This window comes from Nostoc sp. DSM 114161 (assembly GCF_052692665.1).
The window spans coordinates 6,001,795-6,028,106 of the sequence record NZ_CP195141.1; the positions used below are offsets into that span (position 1 = coordinate 6,001,795).

Below are 26,312 nucleotides of genomic sequence, written 5' to 3' on the forward strand. Positions count from 1 at the left end.
AGTAACACCTCCTAATACAGTGGCAGATCCATCAAAAGAGACTTGAGCGAACAGTTCGTTATTTTCGAGATCGAGAATTTGTAGCATATTGTGAAATTAACAGCATCAAGGTTAAGAGTAAAGTGACGCACATTGTTTACGATCGCAGATTGCATTCAGGTAAATATGCAAGTAATTGTTACAGAAAACTGTTTATTTTAATCAAAACTTTAATAACGCGTTTATCTCCTGTTTTTTAAGCAGGAAGTATCCGACTAATTTCTTGAAAAACTTTCGTTTAATCAACCTTTAAACCTTTCTTTTCTGACACTAACTAAAATTTATAGCCAAAATCTGAAGATTAAAGCTCCGAAATGTTTCCAGCGGTTGGTTTCGCCATCTCTGACATCAGAGAGCTAACTCCAAAGGCAAGTAACCCAGCAAAAAGCCCAGCGGTTAGTGCAGCTGCTCCAAAGGCATAGGGGGCAACCTCACAACCACTAACACTAGCAGATTCTTCACTGGAGATTTTACTAAACAGTTCGTTATTTTCGAGATCGAGAATTTGCAGCATATTATGTATATCAACCTCAAGAGTGAAGTAGCACTTTTTTATAGCGAAAAGCTACGCACATTGTTTCCAGGCACAAATCGTATTAAGGTAAATATCCAATTAAAAACTTAGTAATTATTCACTCTCCTCTATCTGAAAAATTTTTGATAAACTTAATTTTTTGTATAAATATAGGGAGAGTAAACAGTTAAGGAGGCAAATATCTATGGTCATAAAAGGTTTAATAACGCACCCAATTGACTCACTTTTCAGCGGTGGATATCCAATTTTTAGAATCGAATAAGGGTGCGTTATTTTCCTTAACTCATACAAATAAGCTTATTCAAGAGAGGGGTTAATTGCGGTAAATAATAGCAAGGCTTGTACAACTGGATCTTTAAAAACGCCAGTGGCTATTGCAAGGATACTTGCCACACCAAAGGATTCAAGTCCACCGCCACTAACGCTAGCAGATTCTTCGCTGGATATTTCGCTGAAGAGTTTGTTATTTTCGAGATCGATAATTTGCAGCATATTGTGTAATTAAGAGCATTATGGTCAAGGTAAAGTGGTACTTTCTCATAATGAAAAGGTACGCACATTGTTTCCAGTTACAGTTCGCATCAAGGTAAATATCCAAGTAAATTTTTTGGCGATCGCCAAACTTCTTTATCTATTTGCGAACTGTTCCTATTTCCTTTAACGAACACTCGATGCAAAATATTCCAAAATCGGATCGCCAAGTTGGCATAAGTTCAACGAGCCTGCCATTTGCCGTTATTTAACTCTCAAAAGCCTTTGCACAACAAGGGGTTTAGCCTTTATGTGATGTTTTGGTGATTCGATCTCAAGTTGGCAAAACTTTACGCTAAAGATTTAGATCGTATTCCAAACTCTTGTCCAGATTTAGTTACAGCTTTACCCAAATTTTTGTTGCTAGTTTAGGAATATTTTGGATTGGGTATTCGTTAAAGAAAATAACAACGGAAGAAAAAGACATCATTAAATTCACAGATAGATTTAGCTTTGATTGCCTAGAATCTGAATTAAAATTTTTTGATATCGGTTTCTGCCGTGATTTACTCCTAAAATACTTGCTTTCCCAAGCCTCAGCGAATTCGCTGGGGTTTTTTCTTAATAACTTTTAAAATGAAATATCATAGACTAAACTCCTTAAATATTGTCTTATAAATCTTGTTTAAAGCTTAAATAATTACTGATAATGTTGACAAAAATTTAGCTCTAACTAAATTTTCAAAATATTTCATTCTAATTAATAGATATTTTTATCATTTTTTTTGTCTTAATTAAAAGATATATAACAATAATACCTGTATTATTGTCTCTTTTGCTTGTTCGACAAGATTATTATTTTATTTATTTTCGTTTAAATTTATTTTATAAAGGTAAGTTTATTTAGCAGAAGTTCACCTAATTATTTCCATAAAATCCCATTAATCAAGGTTGAAAACATAATAGCAACGCAGAAAGCGATCGCTATATAGTTAGTCTGTTTTCAAAGTGTAAACCCATTTTTACTAGAAAATTAATTTTACTTAATAACTTATGCTATTACAACAAGAATCATTGTCTTCTTATCAAGAAATTTTGCTCAGATTGGACTATCGTCAGAGATTAGAAAAGATTGCCCGCAAATACACTAGAGGAACAGGTTTATCTTGGGAAGATGCTTTTCAGATTGCCCATTTAAAAGTTTTCGTGGCTTTTCAAGCAGGAAAGTTTCGCCAAGGGAGTGTAGAAGAATTTTATTACTGGGCTGTTGCTGTAGCTAGATGTGCAATTATTGATTTTCTTCGGAAGGAAAGCCTACGGAAGTATCAGAGTTTAGATGATAATCTCCCAGGAACAGATATGTCTCTAATAGAGACAATTCCTGATGAATTTAATACATTGGATGCAATAGAGCGTACAGATTTAATCCTGAAAGCACTAGAGTCTATTTATAAACTCGATAAATGCTATCCACACCTAAATTATCTGAAATTATGGCAAGGAAAAGTTAATGGTAAAACACAAACTCAAATTGCTACTGAATTAAGAATTAGCCAGGGTGAAGTTTCCAAGCGATGGCAAGAACTTTTAAGGCGTATTGCAGAGTTGTTAGGATTATTAGAAATTAAAGATATTAAGGATAAACTGCGAAAAAATTGCCAGCAGAAGACATCAAATTATCGTTATCGCTCAACACAGCAGTGGTAAGCAAATCAAATGTTGAATTACAGATTGATTATCAAAAATATAACAATTCATCATAGTGAAAAGCATTGAATCGTTAAATAGATATGGATTGAGTTCTATCCTATATTGAATCTTTGATTGTCAATGAACGTTGTATTAAATAAAAAATGTATGCGTTTAAACTTGGGTAAATTCATTTTTTTGAATAAGCAGAGGTGTAATATCTCAACGCCACAGCCTGGAGAAATTTGGAAAGTGAATTGCTTTGTACGGAGTCCTCTAGATTTCCTTAGTAAAGAGCAACATAATTTGTACTCTTACTTAGCACAAAGTTTTTTGCTAGGCAATTCACCACCGCGCTATGTAATGATTGTCAAAGAACCTGAGCTAAACGAAAACATAGAAGAAGAGTGGTTGATTGTTTATGTGATGTTGCTATCAGTAGAAACAGATTTTATCAGTAACTTAGATTTGCTGATTCCTGCCAAAATATCAGGTTTAGATCGAGATTTGTTGGCAGAAACTTGGCATATTATTCCTGTGCTGGCTTGTAACTTACTACAGCCAGTCGGCAAACGACTCTCCCGCCAGATTTATGACTATTTGCTAACAGTAAGAGACTATCATTATGGGTTGGTTTCTCAATTGCCAGCAATAACGGAAATCCAAAAATTAGGGTTTACAGATGAGAATTTATGCTCTGCAAACAACCCAAAAATTCAAAATTTTCATAAAGCAGAACAAGCCTGGAGTGATGTATTAGCAGTACCAGTAGCGGCTTACTATACTTACTTGAAAAGTATAAAATTCACAACTGCAATCTTAAATGAAGCATTGCAATTAGAACAAGACTTGCAATCTGACATTGGCGGTTAAAAATTAAACTTTGATGTTCTGCGGTTTTAATAAGTAATCAAACGGGCATTATATTACTGATAAATATTTAGAGAAAATGCTTTGAGGTGATTATATCTCAAGGCATATTTTGATAATTGTAAATTATTACCTCTATCGGAAGTAAGGAAGTAAATATTTTAATTTAGAACTAGAGCCAAATTTAATAATTATCAAATGCTCTTATAAATGAAGAGATAAGCATTGATATAGGAAATTCAAGAAATGGCTAAGATATCAGATTTGAAAACGATGGATACAGAATTATTTTTGCAAGAGATAACGATCGCTCAAGCAGAGACTATATTAGGTGGATATTGCCAAACTCAGGAGAGTCATCCCTGTGGTTATATAATCAATGTTACTGAAGGTATGAAAAAACCCAAAAATCCGGATGAAGGTGCAGATCGGAACAATTTTAGTAATCAAAAGATTAACACTGTAGATAATTCTAGAAAAATTTATATAAATGGGATACCAATTAAAGGAAAAAGAAATATTACAGTCATTTGCTGATTAATTATCAATAAAATATTACTACCAGGGAACGATGCGATTCATTCGTTGCCAGCTAACGTATATTTGCAACGATCGCATCATAAAAACTATCTTCAAAGTGCGATGCGATCGCTATGATATTCACATTTTAAGACATTGCTTTATTTAGCTAAAGAAAGCCTGATTAATGCTTATTATAATCAGGCTTTTATTTATCTCATTTTATCTAAAGAGGTCGAGAAAATTATCTCAACCCATTAGCAAACGTTTAGAGATTTACTTTGACAACTTTGTTCTTTTCTTGCTCAGTTTTAGGCAGTGTCAAATTCAAAATGCCGTCTTTGTATTCAGCGGTCACATTGGTATTTTGGACTCTAGTAGATAGAGGAATTACACGTTGGAATTTCCCATAGTAAAATTCGCTCTTGCTAGTACCTTTTTCTTCTGTTTTGGTTTCTGACTTCCGCTCGCCACTGATATGCACGGCATCTTCTGTGACTTGAATATCCAGGTCTTTAGCTGATATTCCTGGTAATTCTAGCTTTAGATGAATAGCATCCTTAGTTTCTTGCAATTCAGCAGCGGGAACTCTAATTAAGGCTTTTTCAAATCGTGCAGATGGTACTTTAGTATCTCCAAGCAAACCGTTGAGGTGACGTTCTAAAGCATTCAATTCTTGCCAGGGGCTGTAACGAACTAGCATATCAGATTATTCCTTGTAATAGAATCAATGAAGATTTAAATCCTTCCTTTAATTGCTATATTATTGAAAACTAACAAGCTTGTGAATTCGGTTTTTACATCTAATTAATGATGATTACCGCCAGAGAAGCTAGGTAGATCTCTATATGTAGAAAACCGAAATATTATTAGTTCGGTAAACCAGAATCTACTTTTATTTTGGAATCAACTCACCCACAAATTAGAAAAGCTGATTCAGTTTTCAATATTCCCTACCCACACAAATACAGCCTATTTCAGGTAAATGAAGTACACGGGTAGGGGCGCATAGCTATCATTGGTGTCAACTTAAGCTCAAACGCTTATCCCACAGGCATTTTACCCCACCCCCAACCCCTCCCCTTGCTAAGGGGAGGGGAGGTTTTGCGCCAGCAAAACCGGGGTGGGGTAACGCGGATCTGGATGGTAAGTGAGTAGAACTCGCTCATCACGTTTTCGCCAGGGTTTCACGTTAAGTTGACACGTATGCATAGCTATGCGCCCCTACGATTATCTGTACTTCACTCCTTTACAATGTGCTGTAAGTTTAAAAATTAAAGGCGATCGCTATATTGTCGTTCAAAGATAAATAAAATTGAGGCTGGTTTTTTTGTCTTTGGGTGGCAGGGTTCGATTAACTTCAGCAAACGGTAATTTTTCAGATGAAACTCACAAATCCACGATTCAATTGTTCTAAAGTACCAAGGAGCAGGATGAAATGACTCTAATCCGATTCCTTGCCAAGAAGTCTGTCGCCACCCATCAGAGTATGGAAAGTCACCGCAAGCCATCAAAGGATGAAGTGTTTGAATGATTATTTTTCCCTTATCAACTAACAAACTGTTACCTGCCTGAACTATCTCGCTCACAGCAGATTCCCCAAGGAGTGAAAAATTGCAAATGAAGCAGTCAAACTGGTTAATGTTGCCAAATTTCTGTAATGGGAGATCCGAGTAGGAAGATACGGCAAAACGGACATCGCCAAGGCTTCGCGCTGATTCGACAAGTTCGGCAATGGCATCAACTCCCCAGCCATCAAACCCGCGACGGAACAGTTCGCGGCACAACCATCCTTCGCCACATCCGATATCTAGAAAAGTTTGTGGTTTAAGTTCAACCACAGCTTCTACAATCGCTTTATCTGTAACTAAAGCGCGGCTTTCAAGAAGTTGGTCGCGAACTACACGCGTCCAGGGTTTAGCGTTTACTGCCCATGAATGGAGAATTTGTTGTTCGTTTTCGTCCATAACTCATTGATTATGAATTATAAATTATCCGTTATTGTTCAAAATTTATTTAATGTTTAAGAATGAAAATTTGCCTTTAACGCCGTTTGATTCCATCTTCAATTGAGCGACATAAAACTCTTTTTGAATTACATCACCTGCTGGTGTAAAAGCAATTTCACCAAGGGGAGTTTGATATTTTCCTTTTAATAGCTCCTGATTCAATTGTGTACGCAACTGTGGCAACGTTAATTTGTTAATTTGGCTTTTTTTATCTAAAGATTGGAGAGCTTCTACATATACCTGCATTGCGGCAAAAGCTTGGGCGCTAACTTGGGGTGGTTCTCTTTGATATTGTTCAATGTAAGCTTTACGGAATATCGCGTTGATCTCACTAGGATATACAGGACTATAAGCTTGAGCAATAATCACGCCATCACAAAGCGCTCTACAGACAGAAAATATATGCGATGTATTAAAACCATTGCCACCAATAATTATTCCTTTGTAACCAAGTTCTCGTAATTGTTTAACTAAATTACCTCCATCTACTGCTAACCCCGATATAATTACTAAATCTGGTTTTAAATTAATAGCATCGCTGGCTTGAGCTTGAAAATCTGTATCTGTAGTTTGAAATTTTTGTACTGTGACTAAATCCAATCCTAAATTTTTAACTGTTTTTTGAAAAATTTCAGTTTCTGATTTATTGAAAGCATCATTTTGAGCGTAGAATACGGCTACTCTTTTGATTTTAGGATTTTGTTGGAGTGCAGCTTTCACGGAATAAGGAGCAACCACAGCCACAGATGAAGAAACACGAGCAACATAATCACCAATTTCGGGAATACCTTCAGCTGTATTTGATGCTCCAATTACCGGAACTCGATTGCGATCTGCTATGGGATCGGCACTAAAAGCTTGTTGTGATAGCGTAGGGCCAATTATACCAACGACTTTATTTTGATTAATTAAAGTTTGAAAAGCATTAATAGCTCCAGCTTCATCGCCACCAGTATCTTGAAATACTAATTTAATTGGTTTCCCATTGATGCCTCCTATGTGATTAAAATACTTTTCGGCAATTTTTACTCCATCGGTTCCCTCTTGACCAAGTAATGCGATATTGCTTGTTTGGGCAAAAGCGATTCCGATGGGAATCACATTAGATGTATTTGTTGGATTGAGATTACTAGTTTTGCTACAAGAGATGAGTAATATAGAGGATAAGAATAATAATGCAGTTTGAGCAGCGATCGCACTTTTCATAAACGCCTAAATATAATGCTTTTGACAATTAATTTATTCATTAAGGTGCGCTATGCTTTGAGCCTAACGCACCATATTATTTGTTTACTTTTTATTCCACAGAGCGATAAATTCTTTATAGATTGCTGGGGTTATCTGACTTTGTAAGTGATTAAGTGCATCGCGATGGTTGGGATTGTTGTCATCATAATAAGTGAATACATTTGTCAGCTTTACAATTTCAGGATTTTGATCGTTTGTCCCCCTCCATTTATTAGTAACTTTGTGTAAAACATCCTTGGGAAGATTTTGTTGTAAGTTATTTAGTGCTGCAATATAAGAAGGATTTTGAGGATTCTTTTTAAATTGCACCCACAAATCTATCAGCTTGGTTTGCGGCTGAGGCTGGGGCTTATTTGGCGTCAGAGTCGGTTGCTGGAGAATTTGACGCTGTTCGACACTGGCAATACCATTTTCGGTTAGACCTTGAGATTTTTGAAATTTCTTTACGGCTTTATAAGTGGCTGGCCCATAAAAAGGCTGATCTGAAGGAATTTCAGTATTGGTTGCAAAGCCGTGAAACTTCAATCTATTTTGAAGCCCTTTGATTATATCCTCTATTATTTCTCTGGTTTGAGCATCAGCGTTACCATTAACTACAAGTTTTTGTGGGTACTGTTTTTGAAACTTTTTAATGGCTTCTTCGGTAGGATCGTCCGTTAAGGGGTTATTATTCCGTTTCCAAGGAGCAAATTGAGGATCGGGATTAGGATCGATCTCAGGAGCTAAATATCCCAGTCCAATCAATATATGACGGATGGCTTGAGGACTATAAACGACCATGCTTTTTGGTTCCTTCACTAGTAAATTCAAGTTTATGTATTGTATTTTACAAAAAAAATTAGGGGTGCATAGTGCGCCCCTACAAATTGTTTTACTCAAAGCAATATTAGTAATACTAAGCGGTTGGAGTACTCTGTGTTAATTTTTTGACTGCATTCCGTATGCGGGTTTTTCTGCTTTTGCGGATGCGATCGCTTGTACGCACGCCTCCCGCCATCATATATTCACAGCTATCTTTGCCGTATTTCACAGCCACTCCCAACAGCATTCTCTCACCCATCTCTTTTAATTTTTGTTCTGACTCAAGAATCTGAATTCGCGAAGCATCAATCAACTCTAAAAGCTTATTATACTCATCAATTTTGCTGCGTAATTTTTCAATTAGTTCTGTTAAGTTTTTTAAGCTACAACCATTCCCAAAATCTAAATTTGGATCGATTTTCTTTAATCCAGCAGCTCTTAACTCAGCCTTTTCTAAAACGCGAGATACTTGTCTTTTGCGAAGCATAAATTGACTCCTGTTCAATCGTTATACAGCTAGTTTGCTCGACAACAACCATATATCGGCTCAGGATAATCCACAATTAATAGTATTTTTTATCACAATGCCATCGCCGCGATCGCTCTTGATTATCTCCAAATTTAGACTGCAATGGATCGTACCACGCTGACACGCAATCTCAGGCCTTTTAAAACAGAGCGATCGATCCAAGCTGGACAAGATCGCCCGACACGAGTAGTCAGGTTGACACAAGCCGGACAGGCAAGTTTAAGCAAAGCTTTGCCCCCCTGTAGGAGCAAGCCTGTATTATCGAACAATTGAGACAAGGCGCTGGTCAACTTTGATATCGCATTTACAGGTAACAACAGCTGTAGTCAACCGATAAAGCGCCAAATGCTTCGCGTTTGCGTAGCCTCTTGTAGAGAAGAACGCCAAGAGTCCTAGAGTCTGCTTTTTTAATAAATAAGTAGAAGGACTAAATTAAACTTAACTTGAGGTTGCCGGGTTTCGACTTCGCTCAACCCTCATTTTCTCAAGGTTCGAGCATTGAGCGCAGTCGAAATGCATCTTCTAAATAATTATGTCCACTTACTTAATCACTTTTATGGCAATCTATTGTCTTTTATTTGCTGAGATGTAGCTTCCATAAAATTGATGAAAACCTGTATTATCTTATGAATTCCCTCGCTACCTCCTGCAATTAATCCTCCTGTTAATAAGGCATCTAAAGAACGAAAAATAACTAACTGTATTTGATTATTTGAATCAATAATTACTAATGGTTCGATTGAACGAACACCGATCGCACTGATTAAAAGACCGACTAAAAGCGATGTCCATAGCGCAATTGTTCGCGTATCGGCTTTGTAGGCTGCTCTTTGGCGTTCTTTTAAATTTAAATCATCGAGTTCTGGTTTGGCTACTAATAATACTTCTTCTTGACTCTGGATAAAATTTTGGATAATTTGTTGTTCTAAGCTCATTCCTTCTGGCGGGAGAATACTGGCTCTGTTAGATTTCAAGTCAGCAATATTACTTTGTTGATTTTGCTCTTTGGCTAGTTTTAGTTTTTCATCAACTATAATTTTTTGTCGCTGAATTTCAATATCCAGTTCTTCGATAAATGGGCTTCGCCAAGTAGTTATAAACACTTCTAAAGAACGCTCTAGCAACAAAGATATAAATAATGGCAGCGTCAGTTGTTGTATAATATCACTCAGTCCAAAAGGTCTGAAAGTAAATGGTTGAGATGATAACCAAGTTGAAAAAGTTACTACTAAAAAACTAATAATGATTAATACAATAAATAGAGGAGATTCTGAAGAAAGCCTGAGCAAATCTATACTCCTGTGGGGTGTCACAATATCAGGTGAGAACTCCACCTGCTGAGTAACTTAACAAGGTTAATTTGATAGAACAGTAAATAATTTATTAGCTAAGTCTTTTCTATAAGAAATCCTTAAGGTAACCCTGCTCAAACTGCGATGTCCAAGGTGGGCTAAGCCTGGGTATCTCAGGGTTGCATTATGAGTGATGGTGCGATCGCCAATCATATCATGTTCGGATAATCACTTAGGATTACCATATCTGTGCAAAAATCCCAAAAGTCTCTTTCCCCCTGCTAGAAAGCCCCCTGCTCCCCTGCCCTCTAAATGATAAGTCTTCACCCGAACACGATATCATACCCCATAAACTATGCCGCATTCAAAGAGCGATCGCCAGACCAAATCATGCCAACTCGCAATACCCGCTGCATCGGGAAGCAAGCTACGCAATTCGCAAATACCAAAGTGAATTGCTGATACAACATTCAATTTGGTAAAGTACGCAACGTTTTGCCTAAATTGTATTGTAATCGTCGTTCCGGTTTACCGAACTCGATAAGTAGAGCAAACCGTAATCTTTTTTCATGTCTAACTTGGTGCGGTAATCCTCATTTATTAGGTGAGAATAACCGAATTTACAGCATTTTTAACTCGGCATAATATCAAAAGTAAGCACACAGAAAAGTGCAAAAACAAATAAACAAAAGCTAATTAATGAGAGGAAGAGTTATGGCAGTAGTTCGTTGGAATCCTTGGAGAGAAATCGATACTCTACAACGTCAAATTAACAACTTGTTTGAAGACACTATCGCACCATCTAGCTCATTTGAAAGAAACTTAGTTAGAGTTCCGGCTGCTGAATTACAAGAAACTGAAGATGCTATTCATCTGAAGCTAGAACTACCGGGAATGTCAGCTAAAGACTTGGATATTCAAGTAACAGAAGATGCTGTTCACATTAGCGGTGAACGTAAATCTGAAACTCAAACTGAACAAAAAGGTACTATTAAGAGCGAATTTTATTACGGTCAATTTCAACGTGTAATCCCTTTATCAGCTAGAGTTCAAAATACCAAAGCGATCGCTGAATATAAAGATGGCATTTTGAGCCTGACACTGCCTAAAGCCGATAAAGAAAGGAACAAAGTTGTCAAAATTAATCTGGAACAACCCACCGCTTAAGCAGTTGTGAATAAATTACTCTACCTCCTTTGATTGATTGAAATAGCTAAAAACCCGGTTATGAAAATGACCGGGTTTCTTGTAACCATTATCAATTATTCAATTACATCACCAACGTTAAAAGTTTGCCCTGCTACTGTTACTCGATCGCTTGCTACTAATTGCCGTCCTCGCCGCGTTTCAATTGTGCCATTGACTTTAACGTTACCATCAATAATCATCAGTTTAGCTTGCCCTCCAGTTGGCGCTATACCCAACAACTTTAAGAACTGGTCGAGTTTAATCATGTTGCCATTTGTCAATAGTAATTAATGTTCTACGAGCATTGAATTAATTTTAATTCGATTATCATTTCTAAATTCGCAATTTTTTATCGCTTCCAAAACTCGCCAGATAATCTTGTAGGCGATCGCATTTTTCTACCCTTTTACTTGTTTGAGTAATAATAAATACTTTATTACTAGTAAATAATAATTAGATATTAAGTATAAAAAACTTCCCTACTTACCAGTCACTATTCCCCATTCCCTTATTTATTTTGTTTCTCCCCTAATTCTCCCCTTTCTATTTTTAGAGTACTAAAACCTACTAAAACTAAAAACTTTTTATTTCAATTCAGGAGCGCCCTATGAAATTATCTAGTTTGATAGATTCTATACTAATTGTTACTTCGATCGCTATGATGCCTGGAATTAGTACTGCACAAACAGTTGCTGCTAACAGTAATGAAGCAATAGTCAGCAATTATAGTAGCATTAGTCACCTGGAACCTTTCGACCTGATTACTTATGCTTACGAAGGGGGTCTTTTACAACATGGTATTCCCAGTGGTGGAACACTAGTATTTAAAACTCTAAGTAACAATATTCTTGCAAAAGATTTGGTGATAGCTGCCGTGAATGCAAAGAAATTACAACCACAAGTGTTAGATGACCAAAACTATCTCAATGCTGTGAGTTCCGAACTAATAGCATTGCCCGATTATGCTGCTGCTGATTGATAAAGAAGAAAGGGAAGTTTATGTAAATTACGGCATCTGTCTTACTTTTAAAATAAGCATTAACTAAGTATAAAAATTCTTAAAATAGCCAATTAATATAGTACCTTTATACTAAGATAGGCGATCGCCCCTTTTGATATCAAGGACTATTCAGCGCAGGTGCTATGCCCAAACGCCTCCTCGTGGTAGAATCTCCCGGAAAAGTCAAAAAACTCAGTCAAATCCTGGGTTCCGAATGGATTGTTCGCGCTAGCTGCGGGCATATCCGCGAACTCAGCGATGAAGGTGAAGATTCGTTGGGTTTCAGTATGGATGGCAGTCGGGTCAAATGCAATTATATTCCCCGCGACCAACGAGCTAAGGAAACCATTCAGAAACTAAAAGCCGCAGTTAAACAAGTTGATGAAGTTGTCATCGCCACCGACCCAGACCGGGAGGGAGAAACAATCGCTTGGCATATCAAGGAAGTGCTGGGATTAAAAGAACCAAAACGAGTAATTTATACAGAAATTACAGCACCAGCAGTTCGAGAAGCGATCGCCAAACCGAGAAAACTAGATTTAAACTTGGTAGGTGCGGGACTGTGCCGCGATTGTTTGGATAAGTTAGTCGGCTATAAGGGAAGTCCCTTAGTTTGGGCATTAAACAACGGGGCAAAAAGCGTCGGTCGAGTTCAAAGCGCCACATTGCACTTGATTTGTCAGCGGGAAAAAGAAATTCTAACATTTGTACCCCAAGACTACTGGAGTGTCTGGGTAGATTATGCTGAAGGATTCCGCGCTTTCTACAAAGGAACGGCGAATTCTGACGCAGACACGCCAGAACAAAAAACTGAAACTAATGATGATGCCGCAACCAGTACAACACAAGCACCAGAAAGCAAACGTATTCTCTCGGAAGCAGAAGCAAACAGGTTAGTTGAAGAAGCACGCCGCCATCCCCATCAAGTTATTAAGTTTGAAGGGAAAATAGTTCAACGCCAACCACCTCCTCCATTCACTACTTCTAGCTTGCAACAAGCAGCTGGTTCCAAGCTGAGATTTTCTCCAGACAAAACCATGCAAGTTGCCCAAAAGCTTTATGAAGCCGGTCTAATTACATATATGCGAACAGATTCGGTGATGTTGAGTCCTGAATTTTGTGCTGCTGCGCGTCAGTGGTTAGAGCAAAATGACCCGCAGAATGTACCGCAGTCCTTAGCCAAACATCGCAGTGCTAAATTAGCTCAAGAGGCACACGAAGCTATCCGCCCAACAGATGTTTTCCGGCCTTCAGCCGAGTTACGAGTAGAACTGCCGACAGATGATTTTAACCTGTATGTGATGATTTGGAAACGGGCGATCGCTTCTCAATGTCGTGCCGCCCAACTCCGCAAAACCCAGATAATTACTCAATCTGGAAATCTGCTGTGGCTTTGTAATGGACAAGTAGTTGAGTTCTACGGTTATGCCCGGTACTGGAATAATATCAGTAAAGATACAGTTATACCGCAATTGCAACAGGGGCAGATGCTGACATTAAAAGATGCACAGCATGAAAAGAAACAAACACAACCGCCGCCTCGATACACCGAACCAAAACTAGTGCAACTAATGGAACGCAAAGGTATTGGTCGTCCCAGTACTTATGCTCCCACCGTCGCCACCTTGAAAAAGCGCGATTATGTGCAGTTGACAAAAGATAGTTTGCAACCAACGGCTTTGGGTTTAGAAGTTGATGCATTCTTACAAAAAGCTTTGCCGGATTTACTAGAGGCGGAATTCACCGCTAAGATGGAAGATGCTCTAGATGCGATCGCCATTGGTAAACAAGGCTGGCAACAATACTTAAGTACTTGGAATCAGGAATACTTTGCGCCAGCTTTAGCAAAAGCTAAAACTGTCGCTGTGAGTTCTGCATCTGGAAACAAAGCTTCACCGGGACGAGAACGCAAATATGAAACATCCAAAACTCGCTGCCCTGAATGCAAAAATTGTTTAGCTAAAATTCCCAGTAGCAAAGTTAAAAAGAAGTACTTTCTCAAATGTGTTAGCGGCTGTGAAAACATCGTCCTTTTTTGGAGTGACCTCAGCAAAACTTGGGAATCACCACGAAACAAAGTATCCAAGGATGAAAGTGTTGCCAAACCTCCAGCTAAGCTAACTTCATACTCTTGTCCAGTATGTAAAAAACCATTAGAAGAATACAGCTACATTAAAGAAGGGCAGAACAAAACAATGCTACGTTGTTCAAACCCCCAATCCCGCCAAGACAAAAAACATCAGCAAGTTGCTTATTTTTCTACACAAAAAGGTTGGTGGAGTCCTAAATTTGGCGAGTTAAATTAACTTCTCAGTTTGCAGTAGACTTGTTTCATAAGTAAGTTTGGGCGTTGCTTATTGAAAATATGAATTAGTCTCATACCATTTCTTTGTGAGGCTGCGCCAAATTCTCTTGGCTTGCTTCCTTCTTTTTTTCTTTGTGTCCTTTGCGCCCTTGCGGCTCTGCCGACTTGTTCGCGCAGCGTCTCCGACAGGAGAAGCAACTGGCGTGGAAACCCCCTACGTACCCGTCGCTGCCTTATCTTTGCGTGAGATAAAAATAGTGTGGTTCATTTACCTGAAAATCGCCGTAATTGTCCTCCTTAAAGAGAAAAAGCAACTTGATTTCGGATTGATTGTAGACTTTTGATTAATTGTGTGGGGAGGGCGATCGCACTACTGTACCTATATCAGCAAAATACTATCCACCCTACTGCACGGGCATCAGGAGAAGCAAATGAGAGAACGTGTAGCCAAACCCAAAAAAGCTACTACTAGTTCCTTCTCAATACCTAAACTCAGACAACCGACGCGCGGTTTTGGTTTAAACTCGTCTGGTGTCTTGCGCCAAGCAACTGCTGAATTGCCATACCTCAACAAACCTCTAGGGCACGACATTAGTCGAATATCGCTACACCAACAAACAATAACTAAAGCTAACCAGCCGGAAGATGTTGAGGAACAAGAACCCCAGACAGTAGCACCACAGGTGATGCAGGAGATGAATGAGCCTGAAAATCACCAAACAGTGCAACGGGAAGAACTGCAAGAAGAAGAGGAACAGACACAGGCAGATTTTCCATCTCAGAAATTAGAAGAAGAGGAATTACAAATGAAGCCTCTTGGTTCTTCCCCCCAAGCAGTTACCCAGGAGCAACCCCTAAACGAACCCGTTACCCACGACATTAGTCGAATGTCACTCCGCGTGCAAACAAAACTCACAATTAATCAGCCAGGAGACATTTACGAACACCAAGCTGATACAGTAGCACGCCAGGTGATGCAGAAAATCAGTCAGCCTCAAAATCAGCAGTTTATCCAACACGAGGCTTTCCCAGAAACAGAATTACAAAGGAAATTTCTAGTTGGTTCCGCCACTCCTGTGGTGCAGCGCCAGGGTGGTGGAGTGGTAAGTACATCTAACTTAGAAACTTCCATCGAACGGGGACGCCAAAATGGGCAGCCACTCTCAGACGATATCCGGCAACCAATGGAGCAGGCCTTTGGTGCTGACTTGAGCGGTGTCAAAATCCATACAGATAGCCGCTCTCACGAACTCAACCAAACCATCCAAGCTCGTGCCTTCACCACAGGACAGGATATCTTTTTTCGTCAAGGAGAATACAATCCGGGAAGTTATCAAGGCAAGGAATTACTTGCTCATGAATTAACTCACGTTGTTCAACAAAACGGCAGTGCAATTGGGCGGCAAACAGACTCGTCGGCAACAACACCAGTAACGCCAGATATAGATATTCAGCGGGTTTGTTGTTCGCAAGGTGAAGAGGAAGAGGAGCTTTTGCAAGCGAAAGAACTTCCCGGCCGCACTATCCAACTTGCTCCTGATGTAAATACTCAAGTTTCTCAACAAACCCCACAGGACGCTGCTGAAGTTGAGAACGATGTACGTCAGGAACTGGATAACAATCGCGCCAGACAAGCAAGCGTCGGCGTTCAATCTCCCCTCGCGGCGGGAACAACAGAACCACCACCAGACGAAAACCCCAAAACACAACCTGAGTCTGGGAAAAATGCGACTGACAGCAATTCTGTGGAAATGGCTGCACCCAAAGATGAATCTCCGGCGGCAGTTGAAACTCAACCAGACAAGCCCAAAGAAGATGGCGAAGCCGATGCGGCTGAAGCTGTCAGCCTGGAAACGAATTCAGATAAGGGTGATGATGTCAAGGATGAAGACAAAGCAGTGAAAGCAGGCATGGCTGAAGCTGTCAGTCCGGAAAAGGATGCAGATAAGGGTGATGATGCCAAAGATGAAGGCAAAGAAGTAAAAGCAGGTATGGCTGAAGCTGTCAGTCAGAAAAAGAAAGATGTCGAAGACGAAGAAAAGGCATCACAAGCGGCTGAAACTGGTGGAGTTAATCCACAAGGTATGGAACAAGCCGCCAGTCCGGAAACGAAAGCAGCTCAAGGCGAACAGATTGCACAGCAAGCTAATGCTGTTCGAGGTGCAGGTTTAGAAAAATTACCGCCGCAGGTTAATAACCAGAATCCGGAAAGCATGGCTCAAGCCGTCACCCCGGAAACTGTAGCAGAGAAAAAACAAGCCACAACAGAGGTTTTGGCAGCACAAGCCCAGCAAAATGCTGTAAATGCTCAAACGTCCCAATTAGCGGCAACAGGAGTTAACTTTGCACCTCCCGAACAGGAAACGGCTCAAGGTGAGGATGATGCCATCTTGCAAGAACAGCAAAAAGCTGAGGCGATAAATATTACAAATAGCTTTTTGGCTGAAGCAGCTTTGCGAGTGCAGACAATTACCCAGCTGGGGCAAGGAATTGAAGCGCGTATTCAAGGTTCGACTGAAAATGCCAAAGCTGCTGTAATGGCGGCAGTTGAGCAACAAAAGGCAACCGTTACTGCCCAAATTGCCCAGCAGCGCCAACAAGTGCAAAGTCAAGCACAAGCAACCATAGCCCAAATTCAAACACAATATCAGGCAGCAGCAGCGACAACTTCCCAAACAGTTGCCGCAGAACGCCAAAAGGTTGCAGCAGAATATACAACATCTGTCCAGAAAGTAGATGAAACTGAAAGCAATCAACTGGCGAAGATTGAAGAATTTTATACCCAGGCAAAAGAGAAATATCGGGCTGCTGGTGTTAAAGTAGGCGATGAAGCGATCGCCTTTGGAGAACAAAAGGCCGCTGAATGGGAAGCTCAAATTACTGGTAAAGATGATAACTTCTGGGACGGGCCGCTTACAGATAATCGACTCAAGGCGAGGGCAAAAGCAGCCAGAGAAGTAGCCAAACAATACAAAGAAGGTTTAGTTGCAGAAGGCAATAAACAAGCTGATGCCGTCGAACAAGGCAAACCGAAGGATATTGAAGGAATCCATAATATTGCTAATCAGTCTCGCCAACAACTGCAAACTCTCCAACAACAAACTCTAGACAATTTAAACTCTGTTGAACAGCAAGTTTTGACGCAATTGGCAGACGCACAAACTCAGTTGACGCAAACGGCTAACCAAACTCTGCAATCTACATTACAAACTTTAGACCAACAGCAAGCTGCTCAATTGCAATTGTTGTCAGTTTATGGTAACGGGCAAGTTTCGGCAATTGAACGGGATGCCCAAAAGGCGATCGCTTCTATCCAAGATGGTATTAACCAAGCTGCTGCCAGCCTCCAAACCGCCATCCAAGATACCCAAGCCCAACTCGAAGGAACGCCAGCACCGAATCCACAGGAGTTAAGCGCCACTTTAGCAGAAATCTTGGCGCAGTTCGACACCTCCGTGGCTAAAGTCCAAGAGCAAACCGAACAAGGCATTACAGCATCCCAAGAAGGCATCGCCCAAGGAGGACAGCAAGCGGTGACTGCGGTGAATGGTATTGCCCAAAGTGGATTGGAAGAGTCTGCTGCTGTTTCCCAAGAAGCCAAGACGAGCCTAACTAACTTAAATCAAGGCGCTACAGACACCTTCAATCAAATTCAGCAAGCCTTCACAACCACAGTTACCAATACTACCCAAGCAGCCCTTACAGGTTTTGGTCAAGTCACCCAAGGAATCCAAAGTGCTTTCGACCAAAGTAACCAAAACATGGACACTAACTTCCAAAAGAGTGTCAACGACTTGGAAGAAGGGTTGCGCGGTTCAATCCAAGGAGACAAACAGCCAAATCTCGACTCCGATATCCAAAAATACGCTCAAGAAGCAGCAGATAAAGAACAGCCGCGCTGGAAAACAGTGCTGAAAGTTTTGCTAGTCATTGCTGTAATTGTTGTTGCCATTATCGTTGCGCCAGCGGTGATTGGGGCAGTGGGGGCGTTAGCTGGGGCATTGGGAGCAGGCGCAGCTTTAGCGGGGGGAATCGGTGCAGTTGTTGGTGGGGCAATTGTTGGGGCTGTGGCTGGTGCCGTGATTCAGATGGGCAACAACGCCATCGACGGTAAGAACCTGCTGGATGGCGTGGGTAAAGCAGCCTTGGCTGGGGCGATCGGTGGTGCCTTGGGTGGGGCTGGTGGTGTATTCGGTAACATGTTGGCTCAAGCCGGCAGACTGGGGACAGGGCTGACTCAATCGTTCTTGAGGTTTGGTATTGATGTTGCCTTCGATATTGCTGGTGGTATATTTGGTAACTTAGCAACAGGAGAACCCATAACTTTAGAAGCAGTTCTCATTGGTGTTGCGATCGGTGCAGCCGTGCAGATTTCTACAGCAAACCTTGGTAGACTCGGTAGATTTGGGCGCAGCGTTCAAGGTATGCAAACCAGAACTTTCCAAGCTGGAGAGCAGTTTGGCACTTCGCTAGGAAATGGAATTAGAAATGGCTTTGGTGGCAGAATTGATACGCCGACAGTTAGCAGTCCAGAAGTGGATGTGCCCAATGTTCCGCGTCCGGAAACTGAGACGCCAAGAAGCAGTCCAGAAGAAACAGGTGAGCCTAGCAGTACTAGAAGCACTCACTCTGAAGAAACAGGCGAGCCTAGCAGTACTAGAAGCACTCACTCTGAAGAAACAGGCGAGCCTAGCGGTACTAGAAGCACTCGCTCTGAAGAAACAGGCGAGCCTAGCAGTATTAGAAGCACTCGCTCTGAAGAAACAGGCGAGCCTAGCGGTACTAGGGGCGATACCGATATGCCTAGTATCAAAGAATCTGAGGCAAACGCACAAAGCCCTGATAAAACTACACCTAGCGGTACTAAATCTGAGGAATCATCTCAGACTCAACCAGCAGGAAAACCTGAGGAAATACTGAATTCTGTTAACAGCAGAATAGCTAGCCAGTCTGATAAATTTGAGCTTACCTACACTCAAGACCAATTAAACTCCATCATCAAGAAAGGTAAAGAACTAGGACTGAATGATAAAGTCATTGAAGATTTAATTTACACAGGGTCAAGAAAGGCTAAGGCAATCTCAGCTGATGAACTGATTGGACAAATGGAACACTGGGTTAATGTCATCAGCAAGCGCGGATACCCAGAGAAATTTACTGATAAAAATGAGTTTGACCAATTCAGCCAAGACTTACTCAAAGGTGTAAAAGACGCAGATATTCCTGCCGATGATATCAGAATTCAAGGCTCATCACTCCGGAAAACTAGCGCTCAAGATGTTGATATTGCTGCATTTGTCGATGAACCCACTTTTGATAGATTACTGGTTCAGCGATACCATGAAAGAATAACAATAAAAGAAACTAATACAAAAGTTTCTCTGAATGATAAATCCCACGACGAGTTAGTTCAATTAGCTAATGATATTGCAGCCAACCCGACAAAATACAATTCACAAGGTAACACTTTCCAAAATGCCTTGCTCAATGGCATTATAAGTTCCAAATCTGATATTGTAAAACCACTGAAAACCGCCAGTAAGGAAATTCAGAAGAAATATCCTCATTTGAATGTCGAATCTATTTCTGTTTTAATCAGAGGTGGAAGATTTGATGTCAAGCCTGACTTACCCGTTACAGGAAATTGAGATAATGAATAAGATAGCTTTCTATGGAACAATATATTCTGACGATTACAACGTTGTAGCTGCCATATTGAAAAATTGGTTAAAAACAGAAGATTTGGATATTAAAATCAGGCTCAGTGGTGAAGAAATAGTCTACGAAACCGAGGAATTTTACTTGTATTCTTACAATTCTGTGACTGTTGAAGGAGTACCACCAAGTTTTCTCTTGGAAGGTAATATGTCCGGAACGCTTGAAGAAGTAAAAGTATTGTTACAGCAACTTTGGCAATTGTGCCAAGAGCAAAATATTACTAGTAGTTTTGAATACGTCGAAGTCACAGAGGATGGAGATGAAATCTCAGAGCAGTTTTACATCGAATAAATTTATGAATAATCAAGATCGATGTTCTTTTTGGATGGATTCTAAGCACCAGCGTTATTTTCTCATTCCCGATAACCAAAAGCTATCTAGAGGGCGCTTCGTCATATCTACCCTTACTGGCACGCAAAAGAAAGTCACGCAAACTGCGATCGCTAATTTTGAAATTACAGAGTCAGCAGCAAAAGCATACCTGGAAAATGAAATACATCAGGCGATGGTGCAAGCAAAAATCGCTGTCTCTAACCTGATGTTACCCTCAACGGAAACCTCAGAAAAAGCTCCTTCACTATCTAGTGAAACTCCATCAGTCTCAAACATTCTTTCCTTACTTTTGGGTGCTAAAGTTGAAGATTTACAAAATAATCCTAAAGCTGCCACAATTAATTTTGTTAATATATATACCCAATTCCAAGAATTTTTAGGTGAATCTATCTCGGAAAATTCTAGTCAAGTTGAAAGTACGCGATCGCTTTTACGTCACTTAAGAGAAATACTACAAGCGCAAGGAATCAATATCAGCGAAGAAATTGAGATACTACCTAATAAGTTACAAGAGGTGCTGTCTTCGGCAAACATTGAAGAATTTCTGCAAGAAATTGCGATTAAACTACGGGATTTAATAGAAGAAATCGAACAGTCACCTGGTGGATTTGAGCAGATAATTGATGAGACAATAAAATCTTTGGATAAAGATTCATTCAGCGATCGAGATAAGGAACTCGAAGAAAAGAAAAAGGAAGAATATAAGCAATCGGCTGAAAATGCGATCGCTCAATCTTTAAAGTTTAGTGGTTTTACGCCATTTGCTGGTGGCAATTTTACATCTATCAATATTTGAATACTGTACTCAGGCTATTTTATTAAGGCAAGAGACGCGATAAATCGCCGTCTCTACAATAAGCGATCGCAACTTAAAATATCAAAGATTCCCGACCCTATACCCCACAAAAAAGAATCAACTACCTGAAAGCCTTATCTCATCAAAACCTTGATTCTTGAGTACATAATTAATACATATCAATAGATGCAATATTGCAAATGAGATACTAATATTTGCAATATTTATTGAAAATTAACTTCTGAGCAGAAGCAATAGGCAATAGCTCAACAGCGTCCTAATCTTCAGCTTTTTTAAGCAAACCAGATTCCTAATTAGAAATCTTGAGAGTCAAAGTCATTTGCAAAGGACAAATGACCAATGACCAATAGACCTCTTGCAAAAGTTCTTTTTGTAAGAGGTGGGAAAAGGGAAAAGGTTATGGTTCGACAAGCTCACCAACCAGGGGAAAGGGAAAATAACAAACCTTTCCCTCTTCCCCTTTTCCCCACTTCTGCAAGAAGTCTAATGACCAATGACAAATGACCAAGGACAAAAATCAAATTATGAACAAAACCTTTGCAACTATCGACGGGAATGAAGCTGTTGCCCGCGTTGCTTACAAATTAAATGAAGCGATCGCCATTTATCCTATCACCCCCTCTTCAGCAATGGGTGAATGGGCGGATGCTTGGGCAGCGGAAGGTCGCTCTAACTTGTGGGGAACTGTTCCCAGCGTCGTGCAGATGCAAAGCGAAGGGGGAGCCGCAGCCGCCGTACACGGAGCATTGCAAACGGGTTCCTTGAGTACCACTTTTACGGCATCTCAGGGATTATTGTTGATGATACCCAACCTCTACAAAATTGCTGGTGAATTAACTAGCGCGACAATTCACGTTGCAGCACGTTCCCTCGCTACTCATGCTTTATCAATTTTTGGCGACCATAGCGACGTAATGGCAACTAGGGCTACTGGTTTTGCCTTATTATGCTCGGCTTCGGTGCAAGAAAGTCAAGATTTTGCTCTCATCGCCCATGCTGCTACCCTAGAGGCGCGAGTCTCATTTATGCATTTCTTTGATGGTTTCCGCACCTCCCACGAAGTGCAGAAAGTCAAACTACTTGCAGATGATGATTTGCGATCGCTCATCGATGATAACCTAATCCTCGCCCACCGCAGCCGCGCCCTCACCCCAGACCGCCCAGTATTGCGCGGTACTGCCCAAAATCCCGATGTCTACTTCCAGTCCCGTGAGGGCGCTAACCCTTACTACAACGCCTGTCCCGAAATTGTGCAGCGCATCATGGACAGATTTGGAGAACGCACGGGCAGACATTACCAAATCTATGAATATTATGGAGCCAGCGACGCCGATCGCGTCATCGTTCTCATGGGTTCCGGCTGTGAAACCGTCCACGAAACAGTAGACTATCTCAACGCCTCTGGTGAAAAAGTCGGCGTCGTGAAAGTGCGACTTTATCGCCCCTTTGATGTCCGCAGATTTGTGGCAGCATTACCTACTAGCGTACAAGCCATCGCCGTTCTCGACCGCACCAAAGAACCAGGTAGCGCCGGTGAGCCGTTGTATTTAGATGTGGTGGCTGCTATTCATGAAGCGTGGGGAGATGAGGAGATGAGGAGATGGGGAGATAAGGGAGATAAGGGAGATAAGGGAGATAAGGGAGATGAGGAAGAAAATTTAACTTCATCCTCCCCATCCCCTCACCTCCCCACCTCCCCATCCCCCAAGTCTCCCAAAATCATCGGCGGTCGCTACGGTCTTTCATCCAAAGAATTTACTCCGGCGATGGTGAAGGGGATTTTTGATAATCTTGCCCAAAGTCAACCGAAAAATCATTTTACTATTGGGATTAATGACGACGTTACTTACACTTCTCTGGAATTTGACCCCAATTTTTCCACAGAATCAAGTGGTGTTGTCAGGGCAATGTTTTACGGCTTGGGTTCAGATGGTACAGTTGGCGCTAACAAAAACTCCATCAAGATTATTGGTGAAGAAACCGATAATTATGCCCAAGGTTACTTTGTTTATGATTCTAAGAAATCTGGCTCGATGACCGTTTCTCATTTACGCTTTGGTAAAGAGCCAATTCGCTCTACTTATTTAATTGACCAAGCTAACTTTATCGGTTGTCATCACTGGGGATTTTTAGAACGCATAGATATTTTAAAAGCTGCTACTCCTGGGGCAACTTTGCTGCTGAATAGTCCATACGGTGCAAATAGCGTTTGGGAAAATTTACCGCCAAAGGTTCAGCAGCAAATTATCGAAAAGCAGCTGAAGTTGTATGTAATTAATGCCAATCAAGTCGCCCGTGAAAGTGGTATGGGTGGCAGAATTAATACAATTATGCAAGTGTGCTTCTTCGCTTTAGCGGGCGTCTTGCCGCAAGAAGAAGCTATAGCGAAAATCAAACAAGCGATCGAAAAGACTTACGGTAAAAAAGGTGCAGAAGTTGTCCGCATGAACTTGCAAGCTGTAGACAACACCTTAGACAACTTACATAAAGTAGACATACTACAGACACTCCTCACTCCTCACTCCTCACTCCTCACTCCTCACTCCTCGCTTAACTCTGCTCCGGAATTTGTGCAGGAAGTCTTAGGCAAAATCATGATTTGGGAAGGTGACGATTTACCTGTCAGCACATTACCAGCTGACGGCACTTTTCCGGTGGGTACTGCCAAGTGGGAAAAACGTAACGTTGCCCAAGAGATACCTGTGTGGGATGCCGATGTCTGCGTTCAATGTGGTAAGTGCGTAATGGTTTGTCCCCACAGTGCTATTCGTGCTAAGGCTTATCAAGCTGATGAGTTAGTTAATGCACCAGAAACCTTCAAATCGATTAATGCCAAAGATAAAGACTTTGCCAATCAAAAATTTACCATTCAGGTAGCTCCAGAAGATTGTACGGGATGTGCGATTTGTGTAGAAATTTGCCCGGCCAAAAATAAATCTGAGCCATTGCGGAAAGCGATTAATATGGCACAACAATTGCCATTGCGCGAACAAGAAGAAAAAAATTGGGATTTCTTTTTAAGGTTACCCAATCCTGACAGACGGCAGTTGAAATTAAACCAAATTCGCCAACAACAATTGCAAGAACCTTTGTTTGAATTTTCTGGTGCTTGTGCGGGTTGTGGGGAGACACCTTACTTAAAATTATTAACACAATTGTTTGGCGATCGCGCCGTCATCGCCAATGCTACAGGATGTTCTTCGATTTACGGCGGTAACCTCCCCACAACTCCCTGGACAACCAACGCCCAAGGACGCGGCCCTGCATGGTCTAATAATTTATTTGAAGATAACGCTGAATTCGGTTTTGGTTTTCGTTTATCTGTGGATAAACAAGCTGAATTTGCAGCCGAACTTTTGCAGGGATTCGCAAGTGAAATAGATGAAAACCTAGTTTATTCTATCCTCAAAGCCGAACAAAAATCTGAAGCTGACATTTGGGAACAGCGAGAAAGAATAGAATTGTTGCGGCAAAAATTAGAGCAAATCTCGACTTTCGACCCCAATGTAAAATCAAAAATCCAAAACCTTAAATCCCTCGCTGATTATCTGGTGAAAAAAAGCGTTTGGATTGTTGGCGGTGATGGTTGGGCTTATGATATTGACTTTGGTGGTATCGATCATGTGCTGGCGAGCGGTCGCAATGTTAATATCTTAGTCATGGATACAGAAGTGTATTCTAATACAGGCGGTCAATCTTCCAAAGCGACGCCACGAGCCGCAGTTGCGAAATTTGCCGCCAGTGGCAAGCCTGCACCAAAGAAAGACTTGGGTATGATTGCTATGACCTACGGAAATGTCTACGTAGCAAGTGTAGCCTTGGGTGCTAGAGATGAACATACCCTCAAGGCATTTTTGGAAGCAGAGGCTTATGATGGCCCGTCGTTGATTATTGCTTATAGCCATTGCATCGCCCACGGCATTAATATGACTACAGGGATGAATCATCAAAAAGCTTTGGTAGAATCAGGTCGTTGGTTGTTGTATCGGCATAATCCAGAGTTGCAAAAACAAGGTAAAAATCCCTTGCAATTGGATATGCGATCGCCAACACAACCAGTAGAAAATTCAATGTATCAAGAAAATCGCTTCAAAATACTCGCCAAGAGTAAACCCGAACTTGCCAAGCATTTATTAGAACAAGCCCAAGCCGAAGTAGATGCACGTTGGCAGATGTACCAATATCTGGCAAAACGCGAGGTTCTTTGAATATCCGTCCTGATTTTTCTGAAAAATCAGATTAGTTTTGTAACGAAAATTGCGAGTTTGTTGATGAAACTCGTGAGTTTGTAACAAATAAGATGATTTTTGTTACAAACTTACCTTTTTGTTGATGAAACTCGTGAGTTTGTAAAAAATAAGATGATTTTCGTTACAAACTTACCTGTTTATTGATGAAACTCATGTTTTTCGTGATAAAACTCATGCTTTTCGTGATGAAACTCATGCTTTTCGTGATGAAACTCATGATTTTCGTGATGAAACTCATGATTTTGTTGATGAAACTCGCGTGAAATCAGCAATGTCGATTTTGTAGTGCAAGCATAGTTGAGACAGATACATACAGCGTATTTCAGGTAAATTAAGTACATCGGTAGGGGCACAATATATTGTGCCCCTACTGTATGTAGTGGCGTGACCGGACTAAAATAGTGCGTTAGTAGGTTGGGTTGAACGGAGTGAAACCCAACACATCAATCAATGTTGGGTTTCGTTCCTCAACCCAACCTACAACTACAATTTTTTTTGCAACATTTTAGCCGGGTCACACCAGTAGGTGAATTTTGGCTGATGATGATAGATACTCGCTCATCCGTAAAGTGAAAGCCTTTGAAGCAAGTTACGGTGTTGAGATTCCAGCGATCGCACTTACCGTGTATATTTCAAAAATAAATATTAGTACTATATATTGATTATTATAAATCAAGATAAAATCAATTAAATCATCTC

General features: G+C 40.6%; 19 protein-coding genes. 10 read left to right on the top strand and 9 right to left on the bottom strand.

The window, feature by feature from the left end; all coding sequences use genetic code 11:
- Positions 1–340: 340 nt before the first annotated feature.
- Both NSTC745_RS25465 and NSTC745_RS25470 read right to left on the bottom strand, forming a co-directional pair.
- The gene (locus NSTC745_RS25465; RefSeq protein WP_445633461.1) at positions 341–553 is read right to left on the bottom strand and encodes a hypothetical protein; all 213 of its coding nucleotides are present in this window, start codon (positions 551–553) and stop codon (positions 341–343) included.
- A gap of 318 nt (positions 554–871) precedes the next feature.
- Entirely contained in the window at positions 872–1,066 is a 195-nt protein-coding gene (locus tag NSTC745_RS25470; RefSeq protein ID WP_096534177.1) for a hypothetical protein, read from the bottom strand.
- A gap of 1,032 nt (positions 1,067–2,098) precedes the next feature.
- Here NSTC745_RS25470 and NSTC745_RS25475 point away from each other — a divergent pair.
- From NSTC745_RS25475 to NSTC745_RS25485, 3 genes are all read left to right on the top strand, one after another.
- Complete coding sequence (locus NSTC745_RS25475) at positions 2,099–2,752, top strand: sigma-70 family RNA polymerase sigma factor (protein ID WP_445633462.1); 654 nt, start codon at positions 2,099–2,101, stop codon at positions 2,750–2,752.
- A 234-nt stretch (positions 2,753–2,986) separates the two neighbouring features.
- Positions 2,987–3,607 (top strand): hypothetical protein, encoded by a 621-nt coding sequence (locus NSTC745_RS25480; protein ID WP_445633463.1) that lies wholly within the window; start codon positions 2,987–2,989, stop codon positions 3,605–3,607.
- A gap of 243 nt (positions 3,608–3,850) precedes the next feature.
- Positions 3,851–4,141 carry a hypothetical protein gene (locus tag NSTC745_RS25485; protein ID WP_445633464.1) on the top strand — a complete coding sequence of 97 codons (291 nt, stop codon included), beginning with the start codon at positions 3,851–3,853 and terminating at the stop codon, positions 4,139–4,141.
- A gap of 250 nt (positions 4,142–4,391) precedes the next feature.
- Here the strand turns inward: NSTC745_RS25485 and NSTC745_RS25490 are convergent, their stop codons facing one another.
- From NSTC745_RS25490 to NSTC745_RS25515, 6 genes are all read right to left on the bottom strand, one after another.
- Entirely contained in the window at positions 4,392–4,826 is a 435-nt protein-coding gene (locus NSTC745_RS25490) for an Hsp20/alpha crystallin family protein (protein ID WP_445633465.1), read from the bottom strand.
- A 571-nt stretch (positions 4,827–5,397) separates the two neighbouring features.
- Complete coding sequence (locus tag NSTC745_RS25495) at positions 5,398–6,090, bottom strand: class I SAM-dependent methyltransferase (RefSeq protein WP_445633466.1); 693 nt, start codon at positions 6,088–6,090, stop codon at positions 5,398–5,400.
- A gap of 45 nt (positions 6,091–6,135) precedes the next feature.
- Entirely contained in the window at positions 6,136–7,338 is a 1,203-nt protein-coding gene (locus NSTC745_RS25500; RefSeq protein ID WP_445633467.1) for an ABC transporter substrate-binding protein, read from the bottom strand.
- A gap of 84 nt (positions 7,339–7,422) precedes the next feature.
- Positions 7,423–8,160 (bottom strand): peptidoglycan-binding domain-containing protein, encoded by a 738-nt coding sequence (locus tag NSTC745_RS25505; RefSeq protein WP_445633468.1) that lies wholly within the window; start codon positions 8,158–8,160, stop codon positions 7,423–7,425.
- A gap of 115 nt (positions 8,161–8,275) precedes the next feature.
- Positions 8,276–8,668 carry a hypothetical protein gene (locus NSTC745_RS25510; RefSeq protein WP_445633469.1) on the bottom strand — a complete coding sequence of 131 codons (393 nt, stop codon included), beginning with the start codon at positions 8,666–8,668 and terminating at the stop codon, positions 8,276–8,278.
- A gap of 596 nt (positions 8,669–9,264) precedes the next feature.
- A complete protein-coding gene (locus tag NSTC745_RS25515) occupies positions 9,265–10,023 on the bottom strand; it encodes a hypothetical protein (RefSeq protein ID WP_445633470.1) in 759 nt (252 codons plus the stop codon).
- Between the two features lie 693 nt (positions 10,024–10,716).
- Between NSTC745_RS25515 and NSTC745_RS25520 the strand changes: the two genes are divergently transcribed.
- Positions 10,717–11,169, top strand: a complete 453-nt coding sequence (locus NSTC745_RS25520; protein ID WP_445633471.1) for an Hsp20/alpha crystallin family protein — start codon at positions 10,717–10,719, stop codon at positions 11,167–11,169.
- 95 nt (positions 11,170–11,264) lie between these two features.
- Here the strand turns inward: NSTC745_RS25520 and NSTC745_RS25525 are convergent, their stop codons facing one another.
- The gene (locus NSTC745_RS25525; RefSeq protein ID WP_445633472.1) at positions 11,265–11,456 is read right to left on the bottom strand and encodes an RNA-binding S4 domain-containing protein; all 192 of its coding nucleotides are present in this window, start codon (positions 11,454–11,456) and stop codon (positions 11,265–11,267) included.
- 341 nt (positions 11,457–11,797) lie between these two features.
- Here NSTC745_RS25525 and NSTC745_RS25530 point away from each other — a divergent pair, with 341 nt between their 5' ends.
- The 6 genes from NSTC745_RS25530 to nifJ all read left to right on the top strand — a co-directional run bounded on the left by NSTC745_RS25530 (position 11,798) and on the right by nifJ (position 25,571).
- A complete protein-coding gene (locus NSTC745_RS25530) occupies positions 11,798–12,169 on the top strand; it encodes a hypothetical protein (protein ID WP_445633473.1) in 372 nt (123 codons plus the stop codon).
- A gap of 164 nt (positions 12,170–12,333) precedes the next feature.
- Positions 12,334–14,496 carry a type I DNA topoisomerase gene (gene topA / locus NSTC745_RS25535; RefSeq protein WP_445633474.1) on the top strand — a complete coding sequence of 721 codons (2,163 nt, stop codon included), beginning with the start codon at positions 12,334–12,336 and terminating at the stop codon, positions 14,494–14,496.
- Between the two features lie 430 nt (positions 14,497–14,926).
- The gene (locus NSTC745_RS25540) at positions 14,927–20,143 is read left to right on the top strand and encodes an eCIS core domain-containing protein (RefSeq protein WP_445633475.1); all 5,217 of its coding nucleotides are present in this window, start codon (positions 14,927–14,929) and stop codon (positions 20,141–20,143) included.
- Positions 20,144–20,147: 4 nt separating this feature from the next.
- Complete coding sequence (locus NSTC745_RS25545; RefSeq protein WP_445633476.1) at positions 20,148–20,504, top strand: hypothetical protein; 357 nt, start codon at positions 20,148–20,150, stop codon at positions 20,502–20,504.
- Positions 20,505–20,508: 4 nt separating this feature from the next.
- Positions 20,509–21,342 (top strand): hypothetical protein, encoded by an 834-nt coding sequence (locus tag NSTC745_RS25550; protein WP_445633477.1) that lies wholly within the window; start codon positions 20,509–20,511, stop codon positions 21,340–21,342.
- A gap of 545 nt (positions 21,343–21,887) precedes the next feature.
- Entirely contained in the window at positions 21,888–25,571 is a 3,684-nt protein-coding gene (nifJ, locus tag NSTC745_RS25555) for a pyruvate:ferredoxin (flavodoxin) oxidoreductase (protein WP_445633478.1), read from the top strand.
- Positions 25,572–26,312 lie beyond the last annotated feature (741 nt).